The organism is Kocuria oceani (assembly GCF_029524215.1).
GTDB lineage: Bacteria > Actinomycetota > Actinomycetes > Actinomycetales > Micrococcaceae > Kocuria > Kocuria oceani.
Window position 1 is genome coordinate 131,772 of sequence record NZ_JARAMH010000001.1, and the last position, 21,546, is coordinate 153,317.

21 protein-coding genes are annotated in these 21,546 nt (G+C 74.8%); 12 read left to right on the forward strand and 9 right to left on the reverse strand.

The window, feature by feature from the left end; all coding sequences use genetic code 11:
* Positions 1-14 precede the first annotated feature (14 nt).
* Together PU704_RS00685 and PU704_RS00690 are read right to left on the reverse strand one after the other, a co-directional pair.
* On the reverse strand, positions 15-1,991 hold the full coding sequence (locus tag PU704_RS00685; protein WP_277549706.1) for a M13 family metallopeptidase: 1,977 nt from the start codon (positions 1,989-1,991) through the stop codon (positions 15-17).
* A 158-nt stretch (positions 1,992-2,149) separates the two neighbouring features.
* A complete protein-coding gene (locus PU704_RS00690; protein WP_047805299.1) occupies positions 2,150-2,989 on the reverse strand; it encodes an ABC transporter substrate-binding protein in 840 nt (279 codons plus the stop codon).
* Between the two features lie 259 nt (positions 2,990-3,248).
* Here PU704_RS00690 and PU704_RS00695 point away from each other — a divergent pair, with 259 nt between their 5' ends.
* The 5 genes from PU704_RS00695 to PU704_RS00715 all read left to right on the forward strand — a co-directional run bounded on the left by PU704_RS00695 (position 3,249) and on the right by PU704_RS00715 (position 8,012).
* Entirely contained in the window at positions 3,249-3,620 is a 372-nt protein-coding gene (locus tag PU704_RS00695) for an RNA-binding S4 domain-containing protein (protein WP_062735477.1), read from the forward strand.
* 61 nt (positions 3,621-3,681) lie between these two features.
* Complete coding sequence (locus PU704_RS00700; protein WP_277549707.1) at positions 3,682-5,034, forward strand: MATE family efflux transporter; 1,353 nt, start codon at positions 3,682-3,684, stop codon at positions 5,032-5,034.
* A 51-nt stretch (positions 5,035-5,085) separates the two neighbouring features.
* Entirely contained in the window at positions 5,086-6,057 is a 972-nt protein-coding gene (locus PU704_RS00705; RefSeq protein ID WP_047805302.1) for a universal stress protein, read from the forward strand.
* Between the two features lie 47 nt (positions 6,058-6,104).
* Positions 6,105-6,992 (forward strand): universal stress protein, encoded by an 888-nt coding sequence (locus PU704_RS00710; protein ID WP_277549708.1) that lies wholly within the window; start codon positions 6,105-6,107, stop codon positions 6,990-6,992.
* 144 nt (positions 6,993-7,136) lie between these two features.
* Positions 7,137-8,012 carry a TPM domain-containing protein gene (locus PU704_RS00715; RefSeq protein WP_277549709.1) on the forward strand — a complete coding sequence of 292 codons (876 nt, stop codon included), beginning with the start codon at positions 7,137-7,139 and terminating at the stop codon, positions 8,010-8,012.
* A gap of 54 nt (positions 8,013-8,066) precedes the next feature.
* Here the strand turns inward: PU704_RS00715 and pdxT are convergent, their stop codons facing one another.
* Both pdxT and pdxS read right to left on the reverse strand, forming a co-directional pair.
* A complete protein-coding gene (pdxT, locus tag PU704_RS00720) occupies positions 8,067-8,669 on the reverse strand; it encodes a pyridoxal 5'-phosphate synthase glutaminase subunit PdxT (RefSeq protein WP_277549710.1) in 603 nt (200 codons plus the stop codon).
* Positions 8,666-9,622 carry a pyridoxal 5'-phosphate synthase lyase subunit PdxS gene (gene pdxS / locus PU704_RS00725; protein WP_047805306.1) on the reverse strand — a complete coding sequence of 319 codons (957 nt, stop codon included), beginning with the start codon at positions 9,620-9,622 and terminating at the stop codon, positions 8,666-8,668. The genes pdxT and pdxS overlap by 4 nt, the downstream gene beginning before the upstream one ends.
* A gap of 111 nt (positions 9,623-9,733) precedes the next feature.
* On the opposite strand from pdxS, the gene pdxR reads away from it, so the two are divergent.
* The 4 genes from pdxR (at position 9,734) to PU704_RS00745 (ending at position 12,875) form a co-directional block, all read left to right on the forward strand.
* Positions 9,734-11,323: a MocR-like pyridoxine biosynthesis transcription factor PdxR gene (gene pdxR / locus PU704_RS00730; RefSeq protein WP_277549711.1), complete on the forward strand. Its 1,590-nt coding sequence runs from the start codon at positions 9,734-9,736 to the stop codon at positions 11,321-11,323.
* Positions 11,324-11,417: 94 nt separating this feature from the next.
* Positions 11,418-12,008, forward strand: a complete 591-nt coding sequence (locus PU704_RS00735; RefSeq protein ID WP_082157618.1) for a DUF308 domain-containing protein — start codon at positions 11,418-11,420, stop codon at positions 12,006-12,008.
* Positions 12,009-12,068: 60 nt separating this feature from the next.
* Positions 12,069-12,548 (forward strand): hypothetical protein, encoded by a 480-nt coding sequence (locus PU704_RS00740; protein WP_075872046.1) that lies wholly within the window; start codon positions 12,069-12,071, stop codon positions 12,546-12,548.
* Positions 12,549-12,677: 129 nt separating this feature from the next.
* Positions 12,678-12,875, forward strand: coding sequence for a hypothetical protein (locus PU704_RS00745; RefSeq protein WP_047805308.1), 198 nt, complete (start codon positions 12,678-12,680; stop codon positions 12,873-12,875).
* Between the two features lie 81 nt (positions 12,876-12,956).
* Here PU704_RS00745 and PU704_RS00750 read toward each other — a convergent pair whose 3' ends face one another.
* The 3 genes from PU704_RS00750 to PU704_RS00760 all read right to left on the reverse strand — a co-directional run bounded on the left by PU704_RS00750 (position 12,957) and on the right by PU704_RS00760 (position 15,854).
* Positions 12,957-15,188: a heavy metal translocating P-type ATPase gene (locus tag PU704_RS00750; protein ID WP_277549908.1), complete on the reverse strand. Its 2,232-nt coding sequence runs from the start codon at positions 15,186-15,188 to the stop codon at positions 12,957-12,959.
* A gap of 73 nt (positions 15,189-15,261) precedes the next feature.
* Positions 15,262-15,444, reverse strand: coding sequence for a cation transporter (locus tag PU704_RS00755; RefSeq protein ID WP_047805333.1), 183 nt, complete (start codon positions 15,442-15,444; stop codon positions 15,262-15,264).
* 95 nt (positions 15,445-15,539) lie between these two features.
* Positions 15,540-15,854 carry a metal-sensitive transcriptional regulator gene (locus tag PU704_RS00760; protein ID WP_047805310.1) on the reverse strand — a complete coding sequence of 105 codons (315 nt, stop codon included), beginning with the start codon at positions 15,852-15,854 and terminating at the stop codon, positions 15,540-15,542.
* A 98-nt stretch (positions 15,855-15,952) separates the two neighbouring features.
* On the opposite strand from PU704_RS00760, the gene PU704_RS00765 reads away from it, so the two are divergent.
* Genes PU704_RS00765 through PU704_RS00775 form a run of 3 tightly spaced genes read left to right on the forward strand, consistent with a single transcriptional unit; the run spans position 15,953 to position 18,980 of the window.
* A complete protein-coding gene (locus PU704_RS00765) occupies positions 15,953-17,953 on the forward strand; it encodes a glycoside hydrolase family 15 protein (protein WP_277549712.1) in 2,001 nt (666 codons plus the stop codon).
* A complete protein-coding gene (locus tag PU704_RS00770; protein WP_277549713.1) occupies positions 17,950-18,672 on the forward strand; it encodes an AzlC family ABC transporter permease in 723 nt (240 codons plus the stop codon). Before PU704_RS00765 ends, PU704_RS00770 begins: the two co-directional genes overlap by 4 nt.
* Positions 18,669-18,980, forward strand: coding sequence for an AzlD domain-containing protein (locus PU704_RS00775; protein ID WP_047805313.1), 312 nt, complete (start codon positions 18,669-18,671; stop codon positions 18,978-18,980). Before PU704_RS00770 ends, PU704_RS00775 begins: the two co-directional genes overlap by 4 nt.
* Before the next feature lie 9 nt (positions 18,981-18,989).
* Here PU704_RS00775 and PU704_RS00780 read toward each other — a convergent pair whose 3' ends face one another.
* On the reverse strand, positions 18,990-19,814 hold the full coding sequence (locus PU704_RS00780; RefSeq protein ID WP_277549714.1) for an alpha/beta fold hydrolase: 825 nt from the start codon (positions 19,812-19,814) through the stop codon (positions 18,990-18,992).
* Between the two features lie 26 nt (positions 19,815-19,840).
* On the reverse strand, positions 19,841-21,262 hold the full coding sequence (locus PU704_RS00785) for an FAD-binding oxidoreductase (protein WP_277549715.1): 1,422 nt from the start codon (positions 21,260-21,262) through the stop codon (positions 19,841-19,843).
* Positions 21,263-21,546: the final 284 nt, after the last annotated feature.

Here is a 21,546-nt window from a genome sequence, read left to right on the forward strand (position 1 = left end):
AGGGGAGGGGGCGGTCACCAGACGGTGACGCGGGCCTCCGGGGGGAGCCACAGGGCGTCGCCGGGGCGGGTGCGGAAGGTCTCGTGGAAGGCGTCCATGTTGCGGACCACGCCGTTGCAGCGGAACTCGTCCGGGGCGTGCGGGTCGCCCGCCAGGCGGTTGATCAGCTCCTGCTCCCGGGCGGTGGAGCGCCACAGCCCGGCGTAGGCGTAGAAGAACCGCTCGGCGCCCGTGAGCCCGTCCAGCACCGGCGCCGTGGCCAGGTCCAGGCCCTGCTCCGCGAGCGCCATCCGGTAGGCCACCAGGGCGATCTCCAGGCCGCCGAGGTCCCCGATGTTCTCGCCCACGGTGAAGGCGCCGTCGACGTGGTGCTCGGCGGAGAGGCCGCGCGGGGTGAAGCCGTCGTACTGGGCCACGAGCGCCGCGGTGCGCCGGGCGAACTCGGCGCGGTCCTCGTCGGTCCACCAGTCCACGAGGTGCCCGTGGGCGTCGTACCGGGCGCCCTGGTCGTCGAAGCCGTGGCCGATCTCGTGGCCGATCACGGACCCGATCGCGCCGTAGCACACGGCGTCGTCGGCGTCGGCGTCGAAGTAGGGCGGCTGCAGGATCCCGGCGGGGAAGACCACCTCGTTGAGCACGGGGTGGAAGTAGGCGTTGACCCAGTGCGGGTGGAGCAGCCACTCGCCGCGGTCCACGGGCGTGCCGATCTTCCGCACGGCGCGGTCGTGCTCCAGGGCCAGGCCGGCGCGGACGTTGCCGAGCAGGTCCGTGGGGTCCAGGTCCAGGCCCGAGTAGTCCCGCCAGGTGCTGGGACAGCCGACCTTGACGGTGAACGTGGACAGCTTCTCCAGGGCCCGGGCCCGGGTGGCCTCCGACATCCACTCGAGCCGGCCGATCCGCTCCCGGTAGGCGGCCAGCAGGTGCTCCACGAGCTGCTCCACCCGGGCCCGGTGCGCGGGCGGGAACCAGCGGTCCACGTAGGCCCGGGCCACGTCGTCGCCCAGGACCCGGGTGACCAGGAACTCGGCGCGCTTCCACCGCTCCCGGGGGCGGGTGATCCCGGACAGGGCGGTGCTGTAGAAGCGGAAGTTCTCCGCCACGAAGGGTTGGGGCAGGAACGGGGCGCGCCGGGACACGATCCGCCACGACTGCCAGATCCGGATCTGCTGCTCCGACCACTCCGCCCAGAGCTCGCCGAGCCGGGACGTGAAGGAGGGCTGGCGCACGATGATCCGGTCGAAGGCGCTCGCGCCCCGCTGCGGGGCGATGCCCGCCAGCCACGCCGCCCAGGGGAAGCCGGGGGCCATGGCCACCAGGCCGGGCACGTCCACGGGGTTGTGCATCTGCGCCACGTCCCGCGCGGCGACGGTGTCCCAGTGCGCGGCGGCCAGCTGCGTCTCCATGGCCAGCACCGTGCCGGCGGCCTGCTCGCCGGTCACGCCCCACCGCGCCGGCAGGCCCGCGAGCTCGAGCATCGCCGCGACGTGGCCGGTGAACACCGCGCGCAGCGGCCCGTGCACGGCGTCGGTGTAGTGGGACCGCGTGGGCAGGGACAGTCCGTCCTGGCACAGGAAGAAGGAGTAGCGGGAGGAGTCCCCGGAGTCGTTCTCCACGAAGAAGGACAGCAGGCCGTCCACCCCGGTGCGCTGCAGGGCCGCCGAGGCCCCGGCGAGCTGATCCTTGCCGCGCGCGGCGCCGAGCAGCTCGAGGTCGGGGTCCAGGGCGTCCCGGCCGCGGCGCTCGACGGCGCCCTCGTCGAGGAAGGAGCGGTGCAGGACCGCCATCGGGGACCCGGCCGGGGCCGCCCGGACGATCTCGTGCACCCTCCGGGCGTTGAGCTCGGTCAGGAGCGCGGACGCGCCGTCGGAGGCGCGGTCCGCGGGCAGCTCGTGGGCGTCGATCCAGCCGCCGTTGACGTGCCGGTGCAGGTCGTCCTGCGGGCGGACGCCAGGGTGGAGGTGCTGCAGGTCCAGGCCGGAGGCGGTCGTCACGGGCGCATCCCCTGTCGTGGTCGTGGGGCGTGTCGGAACGCACGGGGCCGACGACGCCGCCCGCCCGGTCCCAGCCTACGGACGGGAGCGCCGTGGCCCGCGGTCGGCGGGCCACGGCGTCCGTGGTGGTGGTCACACCCGGGTGGGCGCGGGGCGGATCAGCTCGCGGACGGCTCCGGGCTCGCCGAGCCGGCGGCCTCCCCGGTGCCCAGCCACTTGCCCTCGAGCTCCTCGAGGGTGCCGTTCTCCTCCATGGTGGCCAGCGACTCGTTGACCTGCTCGAGCAGGGCGGTGTTGCCGGTCTTCACGGCCAGGCCCAGCTGCTCGCCGGTCTCGATCTCCTCGACCAGGCGCAGCTCCGGGTTGTCGGTGATGGCCGGGCCCATCACGGAGATGTTGCCGATCACGGCCTCGACGTCGCCGGTGTTGAGCCCCTGGATCATCAGGGCGGAGTCCTCGTACTGCACGACCTCGGCGTTGTTCTCCTGGGCCTGGGTCTCGCCCGTGGTGGCCTGCTGCACGCCCACGCGCTTGCCCTCGACGTCGGCCAGGGAGTCGATGTCGGCGTCCGGGGCCACCAGCAGGGCGAGGTTGTCGTCGAGGTAGGGCTCGGAGAAGTCCATGACCGACTCGCGCTCCTCGGTGATGGTCATCCCGGAGGCGGCGAGGTCGCACTGGTCCGAGTCCAGGGCCACACCCGACTGGATGCCCTCGAAGGCGGTGCGGATGAACTCCGTCTCCACCCCCATGTCCTCGGCGATGTTGTTGACCAGGTCGATGTCGAAGCCGACGGTCTCCCCGTTCTCGGTGTACTCGAAGGGGCGGTAGGGGATGTCCGAGCACACCGTCAGCGTGCCCTCGTTGATCAGGCTGATCTCCCCGCCGGTCGCCTCGCCGCCGGCCTGCTCGCCCCCGCCCGTGTCCGAGCACGCGCTCAGCGCCAGCGCGGAGACGGCCAGCACGGACAGGGTCGCTGCCCCGTGGAACCTGCTCTTCATGGATCTTTCCTTCCCTCGGGAGGTGCTGGCTCGTCCGCCCCCGGCGCGGCGTCGTGCCGGAGAGGGAGCCACTGCTGAATGTGCCTCAGTGTAGGGCGTCCGGGGTTGCCGGTGTGTTGCGCACCACTGGTCGGTAGCACATCAGCTGTCCCCACTGCTGTCCACGCGGACCGGCGGCCGGGTCCGCACCGGAGCCCGGTCTTCGGCACAATGGGCTCATGACTCGGACGGACGACATCCTCGCCGCGGGGGCACACCGATGACGGCCGCACCGGCGAGCGTGCGCGTGGACGCGTGGCTGTGGGCGGTGCGCGTGTTCAAGACCCGGTCCGCCGCCACGGCCGCGTGCCGGGCGGGCCACGTCAAGATCGACGGCACCTCGGTCAAGGCGGCCCAGCCCGTGCGGCCCGGCCAGCGGGTGACCGTGCGGCGTCCCGGCCACGAGCAGGTCCTGGAGGTGGTGCAGCTGCTGACCAAGCGCGTCGGCGCTCCCGTGGCCGCGGCCGCCTACGTGGACCACAGCCCGCCCCCTCCCCCCGCCCTGCACGCGGCCGTGCCGCGCCGGGACCGGGGCGCCGGACGTCCCACCAAGAAGGACCGCCGCGAGATGGACCGCCTCCGGGGGCTGTGAGCGGCTCCGGGGGGACGGCCGGCCGCACCGGCGGGTGCGGGGGCGTCGGTACCCTGGTCCGGTGACCACCACCGCACGCCCGCGCGGGCTCAACCGGCAGATCCTGGCCCTCGCGGTGCCCGCCTTCGGCGCGCTCGTGGCCGAGCCGCTGTTCCTGCTGGCGGACTCGGCGATCGTCGGGCACCTGGGCACCCCGCAGCTGGCCGGGGTGGGCGTGGCCGCCGCCCTGGTCCAGACGGTCGTGGGGCTGATGGTCTTCCTGGCCTACAGCACCACGCCCGCGGTGGCCCGGCACCTCGGCGCCGGCCGGCTCCCCGAGGCCGTGGCGGTGGGCCGGGACGGGCTCTGGGTGGCCGCCGGGCTCGGCGTCCTGCTCTCCGCGGCGGGCTGGGTGCTCGGGCGGCCCCTGCTGGAGCGGATGGGTGCCCGCGGTGAGGTCCTGGAGCACGCGGTCGCCTACCTGCACTGGTCCCTGCCCGGGCTGACCGGCATGCTCCTCGTGCTCGCGGCCACCGGCGTACTCCGCGGGCTCCAGGACACGAGGACCCCGCTGCTCATCGCGGGGATCGGGGCCGCGGCCAACGCGGTGCTCAACCTCGTGCTGGTGCACGGCGCCGGCCTGGGCGTGGCCGGCGCCGCGATCGGCACGAGCGCCGTGCAGTGGGCCATGGCCCTGGCCTACCTGCGGATCGTGCACCGGCTGGCCCGCCGGCACGGGGTGGGGCCGGCGACCTCGTGGGCCCGGCTGCGCTCCCACCTGGCCGTGGGGTCCTGGCTGATGCTCCGCACGGTGTCCCTGCGGGTGGCCATCCTCGCGACCGTCCTGGTGGTCACGGCCCAGGGCGCCCAGAACCTCGCCGCCCACCAGCTCGTGATGACGGTGTTCAGCTTCCTGGCCTTCGCCCTCGACGCCCTGGCCATCGCCGCGCAGGCGCTGCTGGGCCGGGACATGGGCGCCCGGGACCTGGCGGAGCCGGCCGAGCGGCAGGCGATCCGCGACCTGATGCGCCGGCTGGTGCTCTGGGGCCTCGGCTTCGGGGTGGTGACCGGTCTGGCCGTGGCCGTGCTCGGGACGCGTCTGGGCTTCCTGCTCAGCCCGGACCCGGCCGTGCAGGCCCTGTTCGCGGCGGCCCTGCTCGTGGTCGCGGCGGGCCAGCCGCTGGCCGCCTACGTCTTCGTCCTCGACGGGGTGCTCATCGGGGCCGGGGACGCCCGCTACCTCGCCGTGGCCGGGGTGCTCAACCTCGCCGTCTACGCCCCGCTGCTGGCCCTCGTGGCCGGCTCCGGCGGCTCGGGCACCGGCGGGCTCGTGTGGCTGTGGATCGCCTACGCAGGAGGCTATCTGGGAGCCCGGGCGCTGACCCTCGGACTGCGGACCCGCGGTGACGCCTGGCTGCTCCGGAACGCGCGGTAACAACCGGGAACCCACGGCGGGATGTGCGGTGGATCACCTAAAATTGCGCCCATGGACAACGACTCCCGCACGCAGAACCAGCCCGCTGCCGGGCACGACGTCGTGCTCGTCGGGATCGACGGGTCGGACCAGGCCCGGCACGCCCTCGACCGGGCGGTCGAGGAGGCCCGGGCGCACGACTTCTCGGTCCGCCTGGTCGGCGCCTATCCGGTCATCGGGGTGGGCGACCCCGGGCTCGAGCAGCGCTTCACCGAGGCGGTGACCAAGGAGAACGCGGAGCACCTCGCCGAGGCCCGGCGGGTCGTGGAGGACGCGGGGCTGCCCGTGGAGACCGTCGAGGCCGCCGGGGACGCGGCCAAGGCCGTCGTGGAGCAGTCCGGCAGCGCCTCGCTCGTCGTCATGGGCAAGCGCGGCCGCGGCGGGGCCCTGCGCGGCCGGCTCGGCTCGGTGTCCGCGGCGGTCGCCGCGCACGCCAAGTGCCCGGTCGTGGTCGTCCCGGAACCGGCGGAGAAGAAGCACGGCGAGCGCAGCCGCGGCGGCACCGACTACGCGCTGGAGGACCAGGGGCCGGTCAAGGCGGAGGAGATCGACTTCTCGGGGCGGGTGGTCGTCGGTCTCGACGCCCTCGGCTCGCGCAACCCGGCGCTGTGGCAGGCCGTGCAGTACGCCGAGGAGCACGGCAAGCCCCTGGCCCTGGTCTCCGTCAACGGGGCCCTGTCCGGCACGCCCTCCTGGTTCCAGGACGAGTTCAACCAGGCCCGGTACTTCCGCGAGGCCGAGCGCAAGCTCGAGGAGATCTCGCGGGAGATCGCGTCCGAGCACCCCGGCCTCACCGTGGAGCACCACATCTTCGTCGGCCGCCCAGGACGCATCCTGATGAACGCCACGCACTCCGCGGACCTGGTCGTGGTCGGCTCCCGCGGCATCGGCGGGTTCCGCGGGCTGCTGCTCGGCTCGGTCTCCCAGGCCGTGCTGGAGAACGCCGCCGGACCGGTCATGATCGTGCCGGCCCACCCCGCCTGAGCGACTCCTCCGGGGGTGCGCGCCGCGAGAACAGGAAGCAGCCACCCATGGCAGAGCAGATCGTCGTCGGCTACGACGGCTCCGAGAACAGCGACCGTGCCCTCGACTGGGCCATCCAGGAGGCGCGGTCCCTCGGGTCCGAGCTGAGGGTGGTGGTCTCCATGGGGCGGCCCGTGGCCGTGGATCCCAGCCTGTACGGGCCGTTCCTGGAGGCGATCGAGGCGGAGGCCGACCAGGTCGCCGGCACCGCCGTCGCGAGGGCCCGGGAGGCCGGCGTCCCGGCCGTCGGCGTCGCCGAGCGCGGTGACGCGGCGGGCGTGCTGGTGCAGGAGTCCGAGCACGCCGCGGCGCTGGTGCTCGGTCGCCGCGGCCGCCGCGGGGTGCGCGGACGCCTGGGCTCGGTCTCGGCGGCGGCCTCGGCGCACGCCCGGTGCCCGGTGGTCGTGCTCCCGGAGCGCTGGGACCCGCGGGCCGACCGCGGCGCCGAGGGTCCGTTCAGGGGCCGGGTGCTCGTCGGCGTGGACCGACTGGGGCGGGACAACCCGGCGGTCGTCGCGGCCGCACGGTACGCCGCGCGGCACGGCACCGGGCTCACGCTGGTCACGGTGGTGCCGGAGGCCGCGAGCGTGCCCACGGGCTCCGCGGAGCTGGACCGGGCGGTGCGCGAGCAGCTCACCGAGCCCGCCCAGGCCCTGGTGGACCAGGTCGCCGCGGGCGTGCGGGAGGACCACCCGGGACTGGACGTCGAGACGTACGTCTTCTCGGGCTCGCCCGCGGACCAGCTGGTGCGGGCGGGGCGGACGGCGGACCTCGTGGTGGTCGGCAGCCGCGGCTACGGCGGTTTCCGGGGCCTGCTCATGGGCTCCGTCTCCCAGGCCGTGCTCTACGAGGGCCGCAGCCCGGTGATGGTGGTCCCCACCCGCCGGAAGGGCTGAGTCCGTCCGGGCGCCGTCCGCCCGCAGGCGGAGCGTGCCCGTCCCCGCGGCGCCGAAGCTCGCCCGGCAGGCGGATCCGCTCGCGGCCGCGGTCTGCGACGCTGGGGACGAGCCCCGGACCGCCGGGGCCGGGAAGGAGGAGCCGTGCGCCGACGGACACTGGCCGCGGTCGCTCTGGGCGGCGCCGTCCTCACCGCGTGCTCCGCCCCGGCGCCGGGAGTTCCTGCACCGCCCGTCGACTCCGACGTCCTGGACGCCGCCGGCGTCCTCACGGACGCGCAGGAGCGGGAGCTCGACGCCCTGATCCAGGAGCACAACGCGGCCACGGACGCCGCGCGGGTCGCCGTGCTCACGGTGGAGGAGACGGGCGGGCCGATCGAGGACCGCGCCCGCGAGATCGCCACCGCGTGGGAGGTGGGCGACGCCGGGGCGGACAACGGCGTGCTCGTGCTCGCGGCCACCGGGGACCGGGAGCTGCGGATCGAGTCGGCGGACGGGGTGCGGGAGCAGTTCACGGACGACGAGGCGGAGCGGGTCGTGGAGGACGTGCTCGAGCCCGCCTTCGCGGACGGGCACTATGCGGAGGGCCTGGCCGAGGCCGTGGAGCAGGTCTACGTCTACGCGCGGGGCGAGGAGCCCCCGCAGGAGCCCTTCGACTGGGCGCTGTTCGGCGGGGTCGCCGGCGGATTCGGCCTGGTCGGTGTGCTCGTCGCCTGGTGGATCGCCGCGGACCTGCGCCGCCGGCGGCGGATCGCCGACGAGGAGCTGCGGGCGGCCCGGCAGCGGGACCCGGACCTGCGGCTCACCGAGGAGCAGCAGAAGGCGTACCGGACGTACCGCCACCACCACCGCAAGGACGACGCCGTGACGAACCCCGCCGTGTGGCTGCCGCTCTACCTGACCAACCCGGGACTGTACTCTGGCGGTTCGGGCAGCGGCACGGACGGCGGCGGCGCGGGCGGGTCCTCCTTCGGCGGGGGCGGCGGCTTCACGGGCGGCGGGGCCTCCGGCAGCTACTGACCGGGCGCCCGCCGGCGCGGCACCGTCCCGTGGGCGGCGCCGCGCCGGCTCCCGTCAGGCGGGCAGGGCCTGCCGTGCGGCGACGAGGGAGAGCAGGTGCCGGTGCACGGCGGTCTCACCGGTCAGCTCGGGGTGGAAGGAGATGCCCACGACGCTGCCGCTCGCCACCGCGACCACCTCGCCGCGGTGCCGGGCCAGCACCGTGACGCCCTCGCCCGCGCGGGTCACCACGGGGGCGCGGATGAAGGCCGCGCGCACGGTGGCCCCGTCGTCGCCCCAGGTCAGTACGTCCTCCTCGGAGGCCGTCTGGGAGCCGAAGGCGTTGCGGGCCACGGTGACGTCCAGGACCTCGAGGGTGCGCTGGCCGGGGGCCGGGTCCTCGATGCCGGAGGAGAGCAGGATCAGCCCGGCGCACGTGCCCAGGGTCGGCAGCCCGCCGAGCACGGCCTCGCGCAGCGGGTCGCGCAGCCCGAACAGGCGCAGCAGCCGGTCCATGGTGGAGGACTCCCCGCCGGGCAGCACGATCGCGTCCAGCCCGGAGAGCTGCTCGGCCGTCTTCACGAGCACGGCCTCCGCGCCGAGCTCCCGGAGCATCGCGGCGTGCTCGGCGACCCCGCCCTGCAGGGCGAGGACCCCGACCCGGGGCGCGGAGCTCACCAGCCGCGCTCCGCGAGCCGGTGCGGGGCGGGGAGGTCGCCCACGTTGATCCCGACCATCGCCTCGCCGAGCCCGCGGGAGGCCTCGGCGATCTTCTCGGGGTCGTCGTAGTAGGCGGTGGCCTTCACGATCGCCTGCGCCCGGGCGGCGGGGTTGCCGGACTTGAAGATGCCCGAGCCCACGAACACCCCGTCGGCCCCGAGCTGCATCATCATGGCGGCGTCCGCGGGCGTGGCCACACCCCCGGCGGTGAACAGCACGACCGGCAGCTTTCCGGTGCGGGCGACCTCGAGGACGATGTCGTACGGGGCGGCGAGCTCCTTGGCCTTCACGTAGAGGGCGTCGGGGGAGACCGCGTACAGGGCCTGCAGCTCCGCGATCTGGCCGCGGATGGTGCGGATGTGCTTGGTGGCCTCGGAGACGTCCCCGGTGCCGGCCTCTCCCTTGGAGCGGATCATGGCGGCGCCCTCGGCGAGCCGGCGCAGAGCCTCGCCCAGGTTGGTGGCACCGCACACGAACGGGACGGTGAAGCGCTGCTTGTCGATGTGGTTGACGTAGTCGGCGGGGGAGAGGACCTCGGACTCGTCGATGTAGTCGACCTTCAGGTGCTCCAGGACCTGGGCCTCCACGAAGTGGCCGATGCGGACCTTGGCCATCACGGGGATCGACACGGAGGCCTGGATGCCCTCGATCAGGTCCGGGTCGGACATGCGGGCCACGCCGCCCTGGGCGCGGATGTCGGCGGGCACCCGCTCGAGGGCCATGACGGCCACGGCGCCGGCGTCCTCGGCGATGCGGGCCTGCTCGGCGGTGACGACGTCCATGATGACGCCGCCCTTGAGCATGTCGGCGAGGCCGCGCTTGACCAGCGGGGAGCCGGTGAGCGGGGTGGCGTCCGCGGGGGAGGTGGTCCGGGCGGAGTTCTGGGCAGGAGTGGTCTGCAGATCGGTCATACGACCATCCTCCGCCCCTGAGTGGTCCACCAACAGGTCCACCGACGGTAGAATTCGTTGGACCACTTGCGGTCCGGCTCCGCCCGGCCCCGACCAGGACCCGAGGTGCCCGTGCGCCACTCCCACGACGTCGACCTGCCCGTGCGCGTCGACCGCGCCGACCCTGCCCCGCTGCCCGCCCAGCTCGTCCAGCAGCTGCGGGAGCTGGTGGTCTCCGGCGTGCTGCGCCCCGGGGACCCGCTGCCCTCCACGCGGGGGCTCGCCGCCCGGCTGGGCGTCTCGCGGGGATCCGTGGTGACCGCCTACGACCAGCTGCACGGCGAGGGCTATCTGCACGCGACCAACGGGGCCACCGTCGTCCATCCCGACCTCGCCCGCTCCCGCGTCGAGCGGGCGGAACCCCGCCCGGACGACCGGTCCGGGTCCCGGCCGACGGCGCCGCCGCCGCGGCGGGCCCGGGACCGGCCCATGATCGACCTCACCCCCGGGCGCCCCGACACCGCGCGGCTGGCCACCCCCGGCTGGCGGGCCGCGTGGCGGGACGCCGCGGCCGCCGCCGCGGGGGCGGCCGCGCCCCCGGCCCAGGGGGCGGAGCCGCTGCGCGAGCAGATCGCCGAGCACCTGCGGCTGATGCGCGGCGTGGTCCGGGACCCGCAGGACCTCTTCGTCACGGCCGGGGCGCGGGACGGGCTGCAGCTGCTGCTGGCCGCCCTGGGCGGCCTCGCCGGCCGCCCGCTACGCGTGGCCGTGGAGGACCCCGGATACCCCTCCCTGCGCCGGGTGCCGGAACGGCTCGGCCACCGGGTGCTGCCCGTGCCGATCGACGACCACGGCCTCGACCCCGCCCGGCTGCCGTCCGGCGCGTGGTCGGGGGCGTGGTCGGGGGACTGGGAGATCGACCGGGCCCCCGACGCCGTGGTGGTGACCCCCAGCCACCAGTACCCCCTCGGGGCCTCGATGCCCGCGGCCCGCCGCCTCGAGCTGCTCGACTGGGCCCGCGCCCACGACGCCCTGATCGTGGAGGACGACTACGACTCGGAGCTGCGCTACGTCGGCGAGCCGCTCCCCGCGCTGTCCGCCCTCGACCACGGGCCCGGCGCCGTGGCGCGCCCGCCCGCCCCGGGCCGGCGGCTCGGGAGCGGCGGGCACGTGGCCACGCTCGGCTCCTTCACCAAGGTCCTCGCGCCGGGGCTGGGGGTCGGCTACCTGGTCGCCCCGCCGGCCCTGCGGGAGGAGCTGCTGCGGCTGCGCACCGACCTCGGCAACCCCGCCTCGGCGGTGGCCCAGGACGCGATGGCCCGCTTCCTCGCCGACGGCGGGCTGCGCCGGCACACCGCCCGGATGCGGCGGGAGTACCGGCGCCGGCGGGACCTGCTCGGCGCGGCGCTCGCCGGGGTCCGCGGGGTGCGGGCCGTGCCCATGGACGGCGGGCTGCACGCGGTCCTGGAGTTCACCGGGGAGGTGGCCTTCGAGGAGCAGGACGTCGTGGCCCGCGCCGCGGCGGCGGGCGTGCGGGTCGCCGCGCTGGGCTCCTACTGGGCGGAGGGCGTGCGCGGTGGGCGCCGCGGCGTCGTGGTGGGCTTCGGCGCCACCGGCGCCGCCCCGGAGGGCGACGCCCTGCCGGACGCCCTCGCGGTGCTGGCCCGGGTGCTCACGGCGCCCGGACCGGCGCCCGGACGGGCAGCCGGGGCCGCTCGCTAGACTGTGCCGTGGCCCGCGGGCCCCGCCCGGGCCGCCCCGCCCGCGCCGCCGCACCGGGGCCCTGCCCGCCGCGCCGTCCCCGAAAGGCCTCACCGTGAACCCCGAACCGAGCACCGGCATCCACCGCGACCTGTTCGCGCCCACGCTGCTGCGCGCGCTCGTGGCCCTGTGCTTCGCCGCCGTGACCATCTTCTGGCAGGAGCCGTCGATGGGCGTGGTGGTCTGGGGCGTGGGCCTCTACCTCCTGCTGACGGGCGCGGCGAGCATCCTGCTGCAGCTGCGGCTCAACGGCAACGAGCACGTGGACCTGGGCCGCAGCCGGCAGGGCCCGCAGTCCTACGGCCTGCTCTACGCCGTGGGCGGGGTGCTCACGGTCCTCGGCGCGGACAGCCCCGGCGGCCTCGTGCTCTACGCCGGGCTCGTCATGGGTGTCGCCGGGCTCACCGAGCTCGCGCTCGGGCTGTCGTCCCGCACCACCTTCCCGCTGGGCCGGGACTGGACCATCGCCGGGCTCGTCACGGTCCTCGCCGCCACGGGCCTCGTGCTGGTGGCCGATCTCGGCGCCAAGGCCCTCTTCGGCGTGGTGGGCGCCGCCGCGGTGGTCATCGGCGTCACCCACCTGCTCGCCGCGCTGAGCCTGCGGCACGAGGACCGGCAGGGCCGGGCCCCTGCCGGAACGGCGTAGACTGGTCAACCGCACAGCAGGCCCCGACCTGCCGACGACACCGGTTCACGAGGAGGACGAGTGGCACAGCGCAAGGGCTCGCGAGGCGGCTTCCGGGCCGACGTCAAGGGCCCCCTGATCCTGTCCGCCGTGCTCGCGGCCGTGACCTTCGGCGGCGTCGCGGTCCTCGCCAGCGGCGGGACCGAGAACCAGCTGCGGCTGGACCTGGCCTTCACCGCGGCCGGCATCGTGTTCATCGTGGCCCTGGTGGTCAGCGCCACGCTCATGATCGTCGAGAAGCCCAACGACCCCCATCTCGGGGAGGGCACCGGCGTCAACCGCTCCTCGGCCAAGCTCTACGCCGAGGCGCGCGCCCGCCGCGAGGCCGCCGCACAGCCGCCCGGCGAGGCCGAGTTCGGCCAGCGCGTCCGTCCCGACACCCGCGGCGAGGACCTGCTCGGCCGACGCCCCGCCGAGGACCCGGCCCCGGACACCGGCGGGGACACGGCCGGGGGCACGGGCGAGCGCACGGGCGGCGACGACGGAGCCCCCCGCCCCTGAGCCCCGGCGGCCGGCCTCGGGCCCCCGCTCCGGGCCTTGGCCGCCGTCCGCCCGCTCAGTAGATTGGGCACCACCTGAGCAGCCGGGCCGACCCGCGCCCCCGCTCCAGACGCAGAGACGGGAAGCAGCATGAGCCAGCAGCCGGAGCCGCCCACCGAGGGCGACGAGGAGTTCGAGCAGAAGGTCGAGCAGCGGATGGCGGACACCCCGGACGCCGATCCGGAGGGCAGCTACTCGAACGCTCCCCAGGAGGGGCAGAAGAGCGACCTGCCGGTCCTCGAGGAGGACGAGGACAGCGTGGCCACCCCGGGCAGCAGCGACGCCTGACCCGCGGAGTGCGCACACGGCGACGCCCCGGGAGGACCGATGTCCTCCCGGGGCGTCCGCGTGTTCGGGCCCGTGCCCGGCTCAGCGGCCGAAGCCGCGCAGCCGCAGGGAGTTCAGCACCACGAACACGGAGCTGAAGGCCATGGCGGCGCCCGCGATCACCGGGTTGAGCAGTCCGGCGGCCGCCACCGGGATGGCCACCGTGTTGTAGGCGAAGGCCCAGAACAGGTTGGACTTGATGATCGACAGGGTCCGGCGGGACAGCGCGATGGCGGTGGGCACCGACCCCACGTCGCTGCGCACGATGGTGATGTCCGCGGCCTCGATGGCCGCGTCCGTGCCGGAGCCCATCGCGATCCCGAGGTCGGCCTGGGCCAGCGCGGCGGCGTCGTTGACGCCGTCGCCCACCATGGCGACCACACGCCCCTCGTCCTGCAGGTCGCGGACCACCGCGACCTTGCCCTCCGGGCTGACGTCCGCGACGACGTCCCCGGCGGGGATGCCGGCCTCGGCCGCGACCGCGCGGGCCACCGGCTCGTTGTCGCCGGTCAGGAGCAGGGGCCGCAGCCCCAGGCCCTGGAGCCGCGCGATCGCCTGCCTGGCGTCGTCCTTCACGGTGTCGCGCAGGTCCACGAATCCGGCCAGGGCCCCGTCGACGGCCACGAGGATCGTGGTGAACCCGCCCTCCTGGGCGCGCCGCAGCGCGTCCAGCTGGGCGGTGTCGAGGCGCACGCCGTTCTCGGCGAGCCAGGTGGTGCGCCCGACCACCACCGAGCGGGAGTGCATCCCGTCGGCCACGTGCGCGCGGACGCCGCCGCCGGGGGCCGAGACGAATCCGGAGAGCGGGAACCGGTGCGGGGTGGCCTCGGCCACGGCCCGGGCGATCGGGTGCTCGGAGTGCTGCTCCACCGAGGCGGCGAGGTCGAGCACCTGGTCCCGGGAGTAGGCGCCCACGGGGATCACCGCGGCCACGGAGAGCCGGCCGCTGGTCACCGTGCCGGTCTTGTCCAGCACCACGGTGTCCACGGTGCGGGTGTCCTCGAGCACCTCAGCGCCCTTGATGAGGATCCCCAGCTGCGCGCCGCGGCCGGTGCCGGTGAGCAGGGCCGTGGGCGTGGCCAGGCCGAGGGCGCACGGGCAGGCGATGACGAGGACGGAGACCGCCGCCACGAACGCGGCGTCGACGTCGCCGGTGAGCACCAGCCAGCCCACCAGCGTGAGCAGGGCGAGCACGAGCACGACCGGGACGAAGACCCCGGAGATCCGGTCGGCGAGCCGGGCCACGGGCGCCTTGCTCGTCTGTGCCCGGGCGACCGCACGGCCCATCTGGGCCAGGGTCGTGTCGGCGCCCACGCGGGTCGCCTCGACCAGCAGCCGGCCGTTCGTGTTGATCGTCGCCCCGGTCACGGTGTCGCCGACGCCCACCTCGACCGGCAGGGACTCGCCGGTGAGCAGGGAGGTGTCCACGGCGGAGCGGCCCTCGAGGACCACGCCGTCGGTGGCGATCTTCTCCCCGGGGCGCACCACGATCCGGTCCCCGGGCCGCAGCTGCTCGGCCGGCACGCTCGTCTCGACGCCGTCCCGCAGGACGACGGCGTCCTTGGCGCCCAGTTCGAGCAGCGCGCGCAGCGCCTCCCCGGAGCGGGCCTTCGCCCGGGCCTCGAGGTAGCGGCCCAGCAGGAGGAAGGCGGTCACGAGGGCGCCGGTCTCGAAGTACAGCTGGTGCCCGCTCATGTCCATGGTGTGGCCGAGCATCGCCCCGGCCGTCATGGCCGGGTCGCGCAGCAGGTTCCACAGCGAGAACAGGTACGCGGCGGACACGCCCAGGGACACGAGGGTGTCCATGGTGGAGGTGAGGTGCCGGGCGTTGAGGGCGGCCGAGCGGTGGAACGGCCAGGCGGCCCAGGTCACCACCGGCAGGCTCAGCAGCGCGGCCACCCAGCCCCAGTGCGGGAACTGGAAGCCGGGCAGCATCGAGATCACGAGCACCGGCACGGAGAAGGCGCCGGCCACGACCAGACGCCGGCGCAGGGAGTCGGGGGAGCGCAGCGAGGAGGCCTCCCGGCCGGAGACCCGCTCCATCGCGGAGACGGACCCGCCGCCGCTCCCGTCGTCGTCGGGCCCTCGGTGGGGCGCCGTCCTGATGACGGCCCCGTAGCCGGCGTTCTCGACCGTCCCGAGGATCTGCTCGTCGGTCACGCCCTCCGGGGCGTGGACCGTGGCGGTCTCCAGGGCGAGGTTCACGGAGGCGTCCACGCCGTCGAGCCTGCCGAGCTTCTTCTCGACCCGGCTCACGCACGAGGAGCACGTCATGCCGGTGATCTCCAGCTCGAGGGTGCGCAGGGGCCCGGCCGCCCGGCCGGGCACCGCCGCGCGCGTGCGGGTCTCAGGCAACCGAGTACCCCGCTTCCTCGACGGCGGCGGCGATCTCCTCGGACGTCAGCTCGCGGGAGGCGGTGACGACGACGGGGGACACGCCCCCGGCGACCAGGTCGACGTCGACGGACTGGACGCCGTCCAGCTCGGTCAGCTCCTCGGTGACGGACATGACGCAGTGCCCGCAGGTCATTCCGGACACGTTGACGGTGGTCTGCGCGGTGGTCTGCACGGTGGTCTCCTCTGGGGTTTCGGTGGGTGCGGGTCGGGGAGCGCGCGCGGGGCGGGTCAGCTCTTGAGCAGGCGCGCGATGGCCGCGGACGCCTCCTGGAGCTTGTCGTCCACGCTGGCGACGTCCCCGGACTCCTGGGCGGCCTCGACGGCGCCCACGACGCAGTGGCTGAGGTGCTCGTCCAGCAGACCGAGGCTCACGGCCTTGAGCGCCGACTGGATCGCGGAGATCTGGGTGAGGACGTCGATGCAGTACTTGTCCTCCTCGACCATCCGGTGGATGCCGCGGACCTGGCCCTCGATGCGCCGCAGGCGCTTGAGGTACGCGTCCTTGTCCTGGGTGTACCCGTGCGGCGGCAGGGTCTGGGTCATGGGTCCTCCTCGGTCGTCCTGCCGACACTGTATACCCCTTGGGGGTATGGTTCAAGGGATGGGCCGGGAGCACCGCGGCGATGTGCCAATCTTGAGGCATGGCTTCACTGATCGAGGACTACGCCCTGCTCTCGAACATGCGCACGGGTCCGCTCGTCTCCCGCACCGGCTCGGTCGACTGGCTGTGCGCCCCGCGCTTCGACTCCCCCTCGTTCTTCGGTGCCCTGCTGGGCGAGGCCGACCACGGGCGCTGGCTGCTCGCCCCCTCCTGCACGGTCGCCGACGAGGCCGGCGGGGAGGTGCTCGACGAGGAGGAGAGCGGGGCCCAGGTCGCGGAGCGGTTCTACGTGGAGAACACCTTCGTGCTGCAGACCGTGTGGGTGACGGACTCCGGTTCCGTGCGCGTCACCGACTTCCTCCCGCTGACCTCCCGCACGGATCTCATCCGCCGCGTGGAGGGCCTCACCGGGGAGGTCCAGATGTACCAGGAGCTGCGGGTCCGCTTCGGCTACGGCGCCGTGGTGCCCTGGGTCAGCCGCTTCGAGGGGGAGGAGGACCCCGAGGGCGGGGACCCCGCCCCGCCCATGCTCGTGGCCATGGCCGGGCCGGACGCGCTCGTGCTGCGCGGCGAGCCCCTGCCCGAGTCCTCCGACGACGACGTGCGCCGCCACCGCGGGACCTTCACGGTCTCCGCCGGCCAGGCCCGGGACTTCGTCCTGACCCACTTCCCGTCCCACCGCACCCCGCCGGCGCCGGTGGACGTCAACGAGCAGCTCACCCGCACCGTGGAGCTGTGGCAGGACTGGTCCGGGCTCTACACCCCGCCCGCCGCCGAGCAGGACGAGCCGGTGCACATCGTCCCGGTCCGCGGCCACGCCGTGGCCCGGCGCTCGGACGTGGTCCGGCGCTCGCTGCTCGTGGTGCGGGCCCTGATGCACCAGGAGACGGGTGGGCTGGTGGCCGCGCCCACCACCTCGCTGCCGGACGTGGTGGGCGGCGAGCGCAACTGGGACCACCGCTTCTCCTGGCTGCGGGACGCGGCGATGGCCCTGGAGATCATGCTCGACCACGACCACGACCGGGAGGCCGTGCAGCTGCGCAACTGGCTGCTGCGGGCCGTGGCCGGGGACCCCCACGACCTGCAGAACATCTACGGCGTCGCCGGGGAGCGCCGCGGCCGCGAGCACCAGCTGGACCTGCCCGGCTACGAGCGCTCCCGCCCGGTCCGCGAGGGCAACGGCGCGGCGGGCCAGCACCAGACGGACGCCGTGGGTCACGTCATGGTCGTGTTCGAGAAGCTGCGCCGGCGCGGGGCGGTGGAGGACCACCTCTCCTGGCCGCTCCAGCAGGCGATGCTGCGCTCGGTGGTGGAGAACTACGAGGTCAAGGACCAGGGCCTGTGGGAGATGCGCGGCGAGCGGCAGTACTACACGCACTCCCGGGTGCTCATGTGGGCGGCCCTGCAGTCGGGCGTGGACGCGGTGCGCCTGCACGGGCTGCCCGGGGACGCGCCGGTGTGGGAGCAGCTGCGGGACGCCCTGGCGGAGGAGATCTGGACGAGCGGCTACGACCCGGAGGTCGGCTCCTTCGTGCAGTACTACGGGTCGAAGGCCGTGGACGCCTCCCTGCTGCAGCTGCCGCAGGTGGGCTTCGTGGCCCACGACGACGAACGGATGCTGGGCACCGTGCGGCGGATCGAGGAGGAGCTGCGGCACCCGTGCGGGCTGATCCACCGCTACCGCAACGTCCTGGGGCCCGTGGACCCCGAGGACCCCGACGCCTACGCCGGGGTGATCGGCGTGGACGGGTTCTCGGGCCAGGACAATCCGCACCTCGGCGCGTCCCTGTGGCTGGCGGCCCAGTACGCTCGCTCCGGGCGCACCGACAGCGCCCGCAAGCTCGTGGACCTGGTCCTCTCCCGCGCCAACGACCTCGGCCTGCTGTCCACCGAGTGGTCGCCCGACCGGCGGCGGATGACGGGCAACTTCCCGCAGACCTTCGCCCACCTGGCCCTCGTCCAGGCGATGGACGCCCTGGACGCCGCACAGGGTCGCCGCACCGCGCCGGAGCCCCAGGAGGCCTCGGGGGTCACCCCGTGAGCCACACCGTCCCCATCGGCTGGCGGAGCTCCCCGGCGGTGCGGATCGGGCTGTCCCTGTCCGTGGCCACCGGGCTGTACGGGATCTCCTTCGGCGCGCTGTCCGTGGCGGCGGGCCTGAGCTTCTGGCAGACGGTGGCGCTGTCCGCGCTCATGTTCACGGGCGGGTCCCAGTTCGCGTTCATCGGGGTGGTCTCCGGCGGCGGGACCGGGGCCTCCGCGCTGGGCGCCGCGACCCTGCTCGGGGTGCGCAACGCCGTCTACGGCATGAGCATGAACGCCCTGGTCCGCCCCCGCGGCGGGCTCCGGCTGCTCGCCGCGCACGTGACCATCGACGAGTCCAACGCGGCGGCGTCCTCCCAGACCCACCCCGTCGAGGAGAGACGGGGGTTCTGGACCGCGGGGGTCGGGGTGTTCCTGCTCTGGAACCTGTTCACCGTGGTCGGCGCCCTGCTCGGCAACGCCCTCGGCGATCCCGCCCGCTGGGGTCTGGACGGCGCCGCCGTGGCGGCCTTCCTCGGGCTGCTGTGGCCCCGGCTCAGCGCCCGGGAGCCCGTGGCCGTCGCGGTGGTCTGCGCCCTCGTCACGGCGCTGACCATCCCGGTGCTGCCGCCGGGGCTGCCGATCCTGGTGGCCGCGGTGGTCGCCGCGCTCCTCGGCCGCTCCCGCCGCCGGGGGGCCGGCGCGGCCGCGCCCGGCCGGACGGAGGCCGGGGCATGAGCATGTGGTTCTGGGTCCTCGCGGCGTGCGCGCTGGCCTACGGGCTCAAGCTCGTGGGCTACCTCGTGCCGGACCGGGTGCTGGACGACCCCCGGGTGGGACGGATGGCGGGCACCGTCACGGTGGGCCTGCTCGCCGCCCTCGTGGTGATGAACGCCTTCGGCTCCGGCCAGGCGCTGGTGCTCGACGCCCGGCTCGGGGCCCTGCTGGTCGCGGGGGTCGCCCTGATGCTGCGGGCGCCGTTCCTGCTGGTCGTCGTCCTGGGCGCGGCTGCGGCGGCCGTGCTGCGGCTGCTCGGGGCCGCCTGAGCCGCGTCCTCAGCCGGGGTTCGGGGCGTCCGGCGCGTCGAGCTCCCGCCAGAAGGCGTCGACCAGCGCGTTCCACTGCTCCGGGGCCTCCTGGAAGGGCTGATGGGACTCCTCCTCGAGCACCTGGAACCGGGCGCCGGGGATGAGGTCCGCGACGGCTCGGCAGAGCTCGGGCCGGGCCGTGACGTCCAGACCACCGGCCAGGACGTATGTCGGGACCGCGATCCGGGGCAGACGGTCGGTGGTCTCGTGGCGGAGGAACGCATCCAGGTGGCGCTGCACGTTCTCCGCCGGCTGCGGGTACGGGAAGGCGAGCACCTCGTCGACGAACCGGCTCACGGTGCCGTCGTTGTGCGCCCGCGGCGTGTAGATGAACAGGAAGAACCACTCCAGGAACTCGCGCTCCCCGGGGGCGGCCCCGACCAGCCAGCGGACGAAGCGACCCCAGGACCGGAGGTAGGGGTCCGGGACCGACCAGGTGCTCTGCAGCACGAGGCTCCGGACCAGCTCCGGGTGGCGCAGCGCCAGCTCCTGCGCGATGATGCTGCCCCCGGAGAAGCCCGCCACGTGGGCGGCGGGGACGCCGAGGGCCCGGAGCACCCCGGCGGCGTCGTCGGCCATGGCCGCCACCGACACGGGGCCGCCGGGCATGGCGGTGCGTCCCGCCCCGCGGTTGTCGAAGGCGGTGAGCCGGTACCGGTCGGCCAGCCCGTCCAACTGGAACTGCCAGGACTCGACGGTGTCGCCCAGCCCTCCGATCAGCAGGACGTCGGGTCCGCTGCCCACCTGCTCCGTCCAGATCTCGAGCTCTCCGGCGCGAACGTGCTGTCCCACGGGTCTGCCCTCCTCCGCCGGGCTCGTCAGGCGGCGCTCGGCACGATGTTGTGGTTGAGGCGGAAGATGTTGCCCGGGTCGTAGCGGTCCTTCAGCTCCACGAGTCGCCGGTGCGTCCGCTCCCCGTAGGCCTGCCGGGCCGCCTCGGGGGTGACGGGGCCCTGCTCGGCGCCGAGGAAGTTCACGTACTGGCCGAGCTCGGCGAACGGCGCCATGGCGGCGTGGGCCCTCCGGGCGAAGGCGGTCAGGCGGGCGTCCTCGGCCGGGTCCTGCCAGTAGCCGTAGACGTTGAGCCAGTACCGCGACGACCGGTTGGGGAAGGCCGTCGCCCCGGCGGGCACCCGGCCGAAGAAGCCCTCCATGTGGTGGATGTCGATGCCGGTGCCGAACCAGGTGACCTCGGTGGCGAAGCCGAGCAGGGCGTCGATCACCTCGTCGTCCATGCGGGAGAAGGAGGCGTTCTTCCAGTAGCCGCGTGCGCCCCGGGGGAAGAGCTCGTCCATGGCCGACTGCCACTCGGGCCACTGCACCGGGCCGACCTCCTCCTCGTCGGGCGGCGCGTCCGCGCGCAGGCGCTCGACCAGGCGCAGGCCGTCCTCGTGGTCGGGCGACATCCAGGCGAAGCCGACGATCAGGAACGGCTCGTCGCCCATGCCGAAGCCGGGCGGCAGGCGCAGGATCGAGATGATGCTGTTCATCTCGTCCGGCAGGTCCGCGGTCCAGCGGGCGTAGGCCTGCAGCGCGGTCCGCCACTGGGGCCGTCGGTAGAACAGGTTCCCGCCGAGCACGGACGGCGGCAGCCGCCGGGCGAGGAAGGTGAAGGAGGTCAGCACGCCGAAGTTCCCGCCCCCGCCGCGGATGCCCCAGAACAGGTCCGGGTTGCGCTCCGCGTCGACGTGCAGGTGCTCCCGGGTCCCGGTGACCACCTCGGCGCCGACGAGGTTGTCGAGGGTGAGACCGTTGCTGCGGGTCAGCCAGCCCACGCCGCCGCCCACCGTCAGGCCGGCGACGCCGGTGGCGCTCACCACGCCGAGGGGCACGGCCAGTCCGTGCGGGGCGGTGGCGCGGTCGACGTCGGCGAGGGTGGCGCCCGGCTCCACCGTCACGTGCCGGGTCCCGGGGTCCACGTCCACCCGGCGCAGCGCGCTCAGGTCCAGGACCAGACCGCCCTCCACCGTGCCGTGCCCGGCCACGTTGTGCCCTCCACCGCGCACGGCCAGCGGCAGGCCCGTGTGCTGGGCCGTGGCCAGCACCGGGTCGATGTCCGCCACGGAGCCCGCCCGGGCAACGGCGCGCGGCCGCACGTCGATCATGCCGTTCCAGACCCGCCGCGCCTCGTCGTAGAGCGGATCGTCGGGCTCGACCAGTGTGCCGGTCAGTCGGGTCCGCAGCGCCTCGAGCGCCCGCGCGACCTCGTCGTCATGTTCCCCACGGTCCACGATCCCCATCGGACTGGCTTCCTGTGTGCGGAGGCGTTCGCCCCCGGACGAACCTCTGCGATCGGCGGCGCGCACGCCACCGCCGACGACGCCGGTCCGGGCCGCCCTGGTCGTGCGCGTGGGCCGGGCCGGGAACGCGGGTCCGGTGCAGGACGCGGACCGCGCACGATGGTGCCGCTCCCAGTCTAGGAACGGGTCGTGGGGAGGCACAACGGCCGGCGCGCAACAGGCCGGTCACGGTGGCCCCGCCCGGCTCCGGCCCGCCGCGGAGGTGTCCGTCCCAGTGCGGCGGA

Excerpts from the sequence above, each read along its gene's own strand:
- PU704_RS00690 (WP_047805299.1), bottom strand. The coding sequence starts at position 2,989 with ATGAAGAGCAGGTTCCACGGGGCAGCGACCCTGTCCGTGCTGGCCGTC.
- PU704_RS00695 (WP_062735477.1), top strand. The coding sequence starts at position 3,249 with ATGACGGCCGCACCGGCGAGCGTGCGCGTGGACGCGTGGCTGTGGGCG.
- PU704_RS00705 (WP_047805302.1), top strand. The coding sequence starts at position 5,086 with ATGGACAACGACTCCCGCACGCAGAACCAGCCCGCTGCCGGGCACGAC.
- PU704_RS00710 (WP_277549708.1), top strand. The coding sequence starts at position 6,105 with ATGGCAGAGCAGATCGTCGTCGGCTACGACGGCTCCGAGAACAGCGAC.
- pdxS (WP_047805306.1), bottom strand. The coding sequence starts at position 9,622 with ATGACCGATCTGCAGACCACTCCTGCCCAGAACTCCGCCCGGACCACC.
- PU704_RS00745 (WP_047805308.1), top strand. The coding sequence starts at position 12,678 with ATGAGCCAGCAGCCGGAGCCGCCCACCGAGGGCGACGAGGAGTTCGAG.
- PU704_RS00750 (WP_277549908.1), bottom strand. The coding sequence starts at position 15,188 with ATGACGTGCTCCTCGTGCGTGAGCCGGGTCGAGAAGAAGCTCGGCAGG.
- PU704_RS00755 (WP_047805333.1), bottom strand. The coding sequence starts at position 15,444 with ATGACCTGCGGGCACTGCGTCATGTCCGTCACCGAGGAGCTGACCGAG.
- PU704_RS00760 (WP_047805310.1), bottom strand. The coding sequence starts at position 15,854 with ATGACCCAGACCCTGCCGCCGCACGGGTACACCCAGGACAAGGACGCG.
- PU704_RS00765 (WP_277549712.1), top strand. The coding sequence starts at position 15,953 with ATGGCTTCACTGATCGAGGACTACGCCCTGCTCTCGAACATGCGCACG.
- PU704_RS00775 (WP_047805313.1), top strand. The coding sequence starts at position 18,669 with ATGAGCATGTGGTTCTGGGTCCTCGCGGCGTGCGCGCTGGCCTACGGG.
- PU704_RS00785 (WP_277549715.1), bottom strand. The coding sequence starts at position 21,262 with ATGGGGATCGTGGACCGTGGGGAACATGACGACGAGGTCGCGCGGGCG.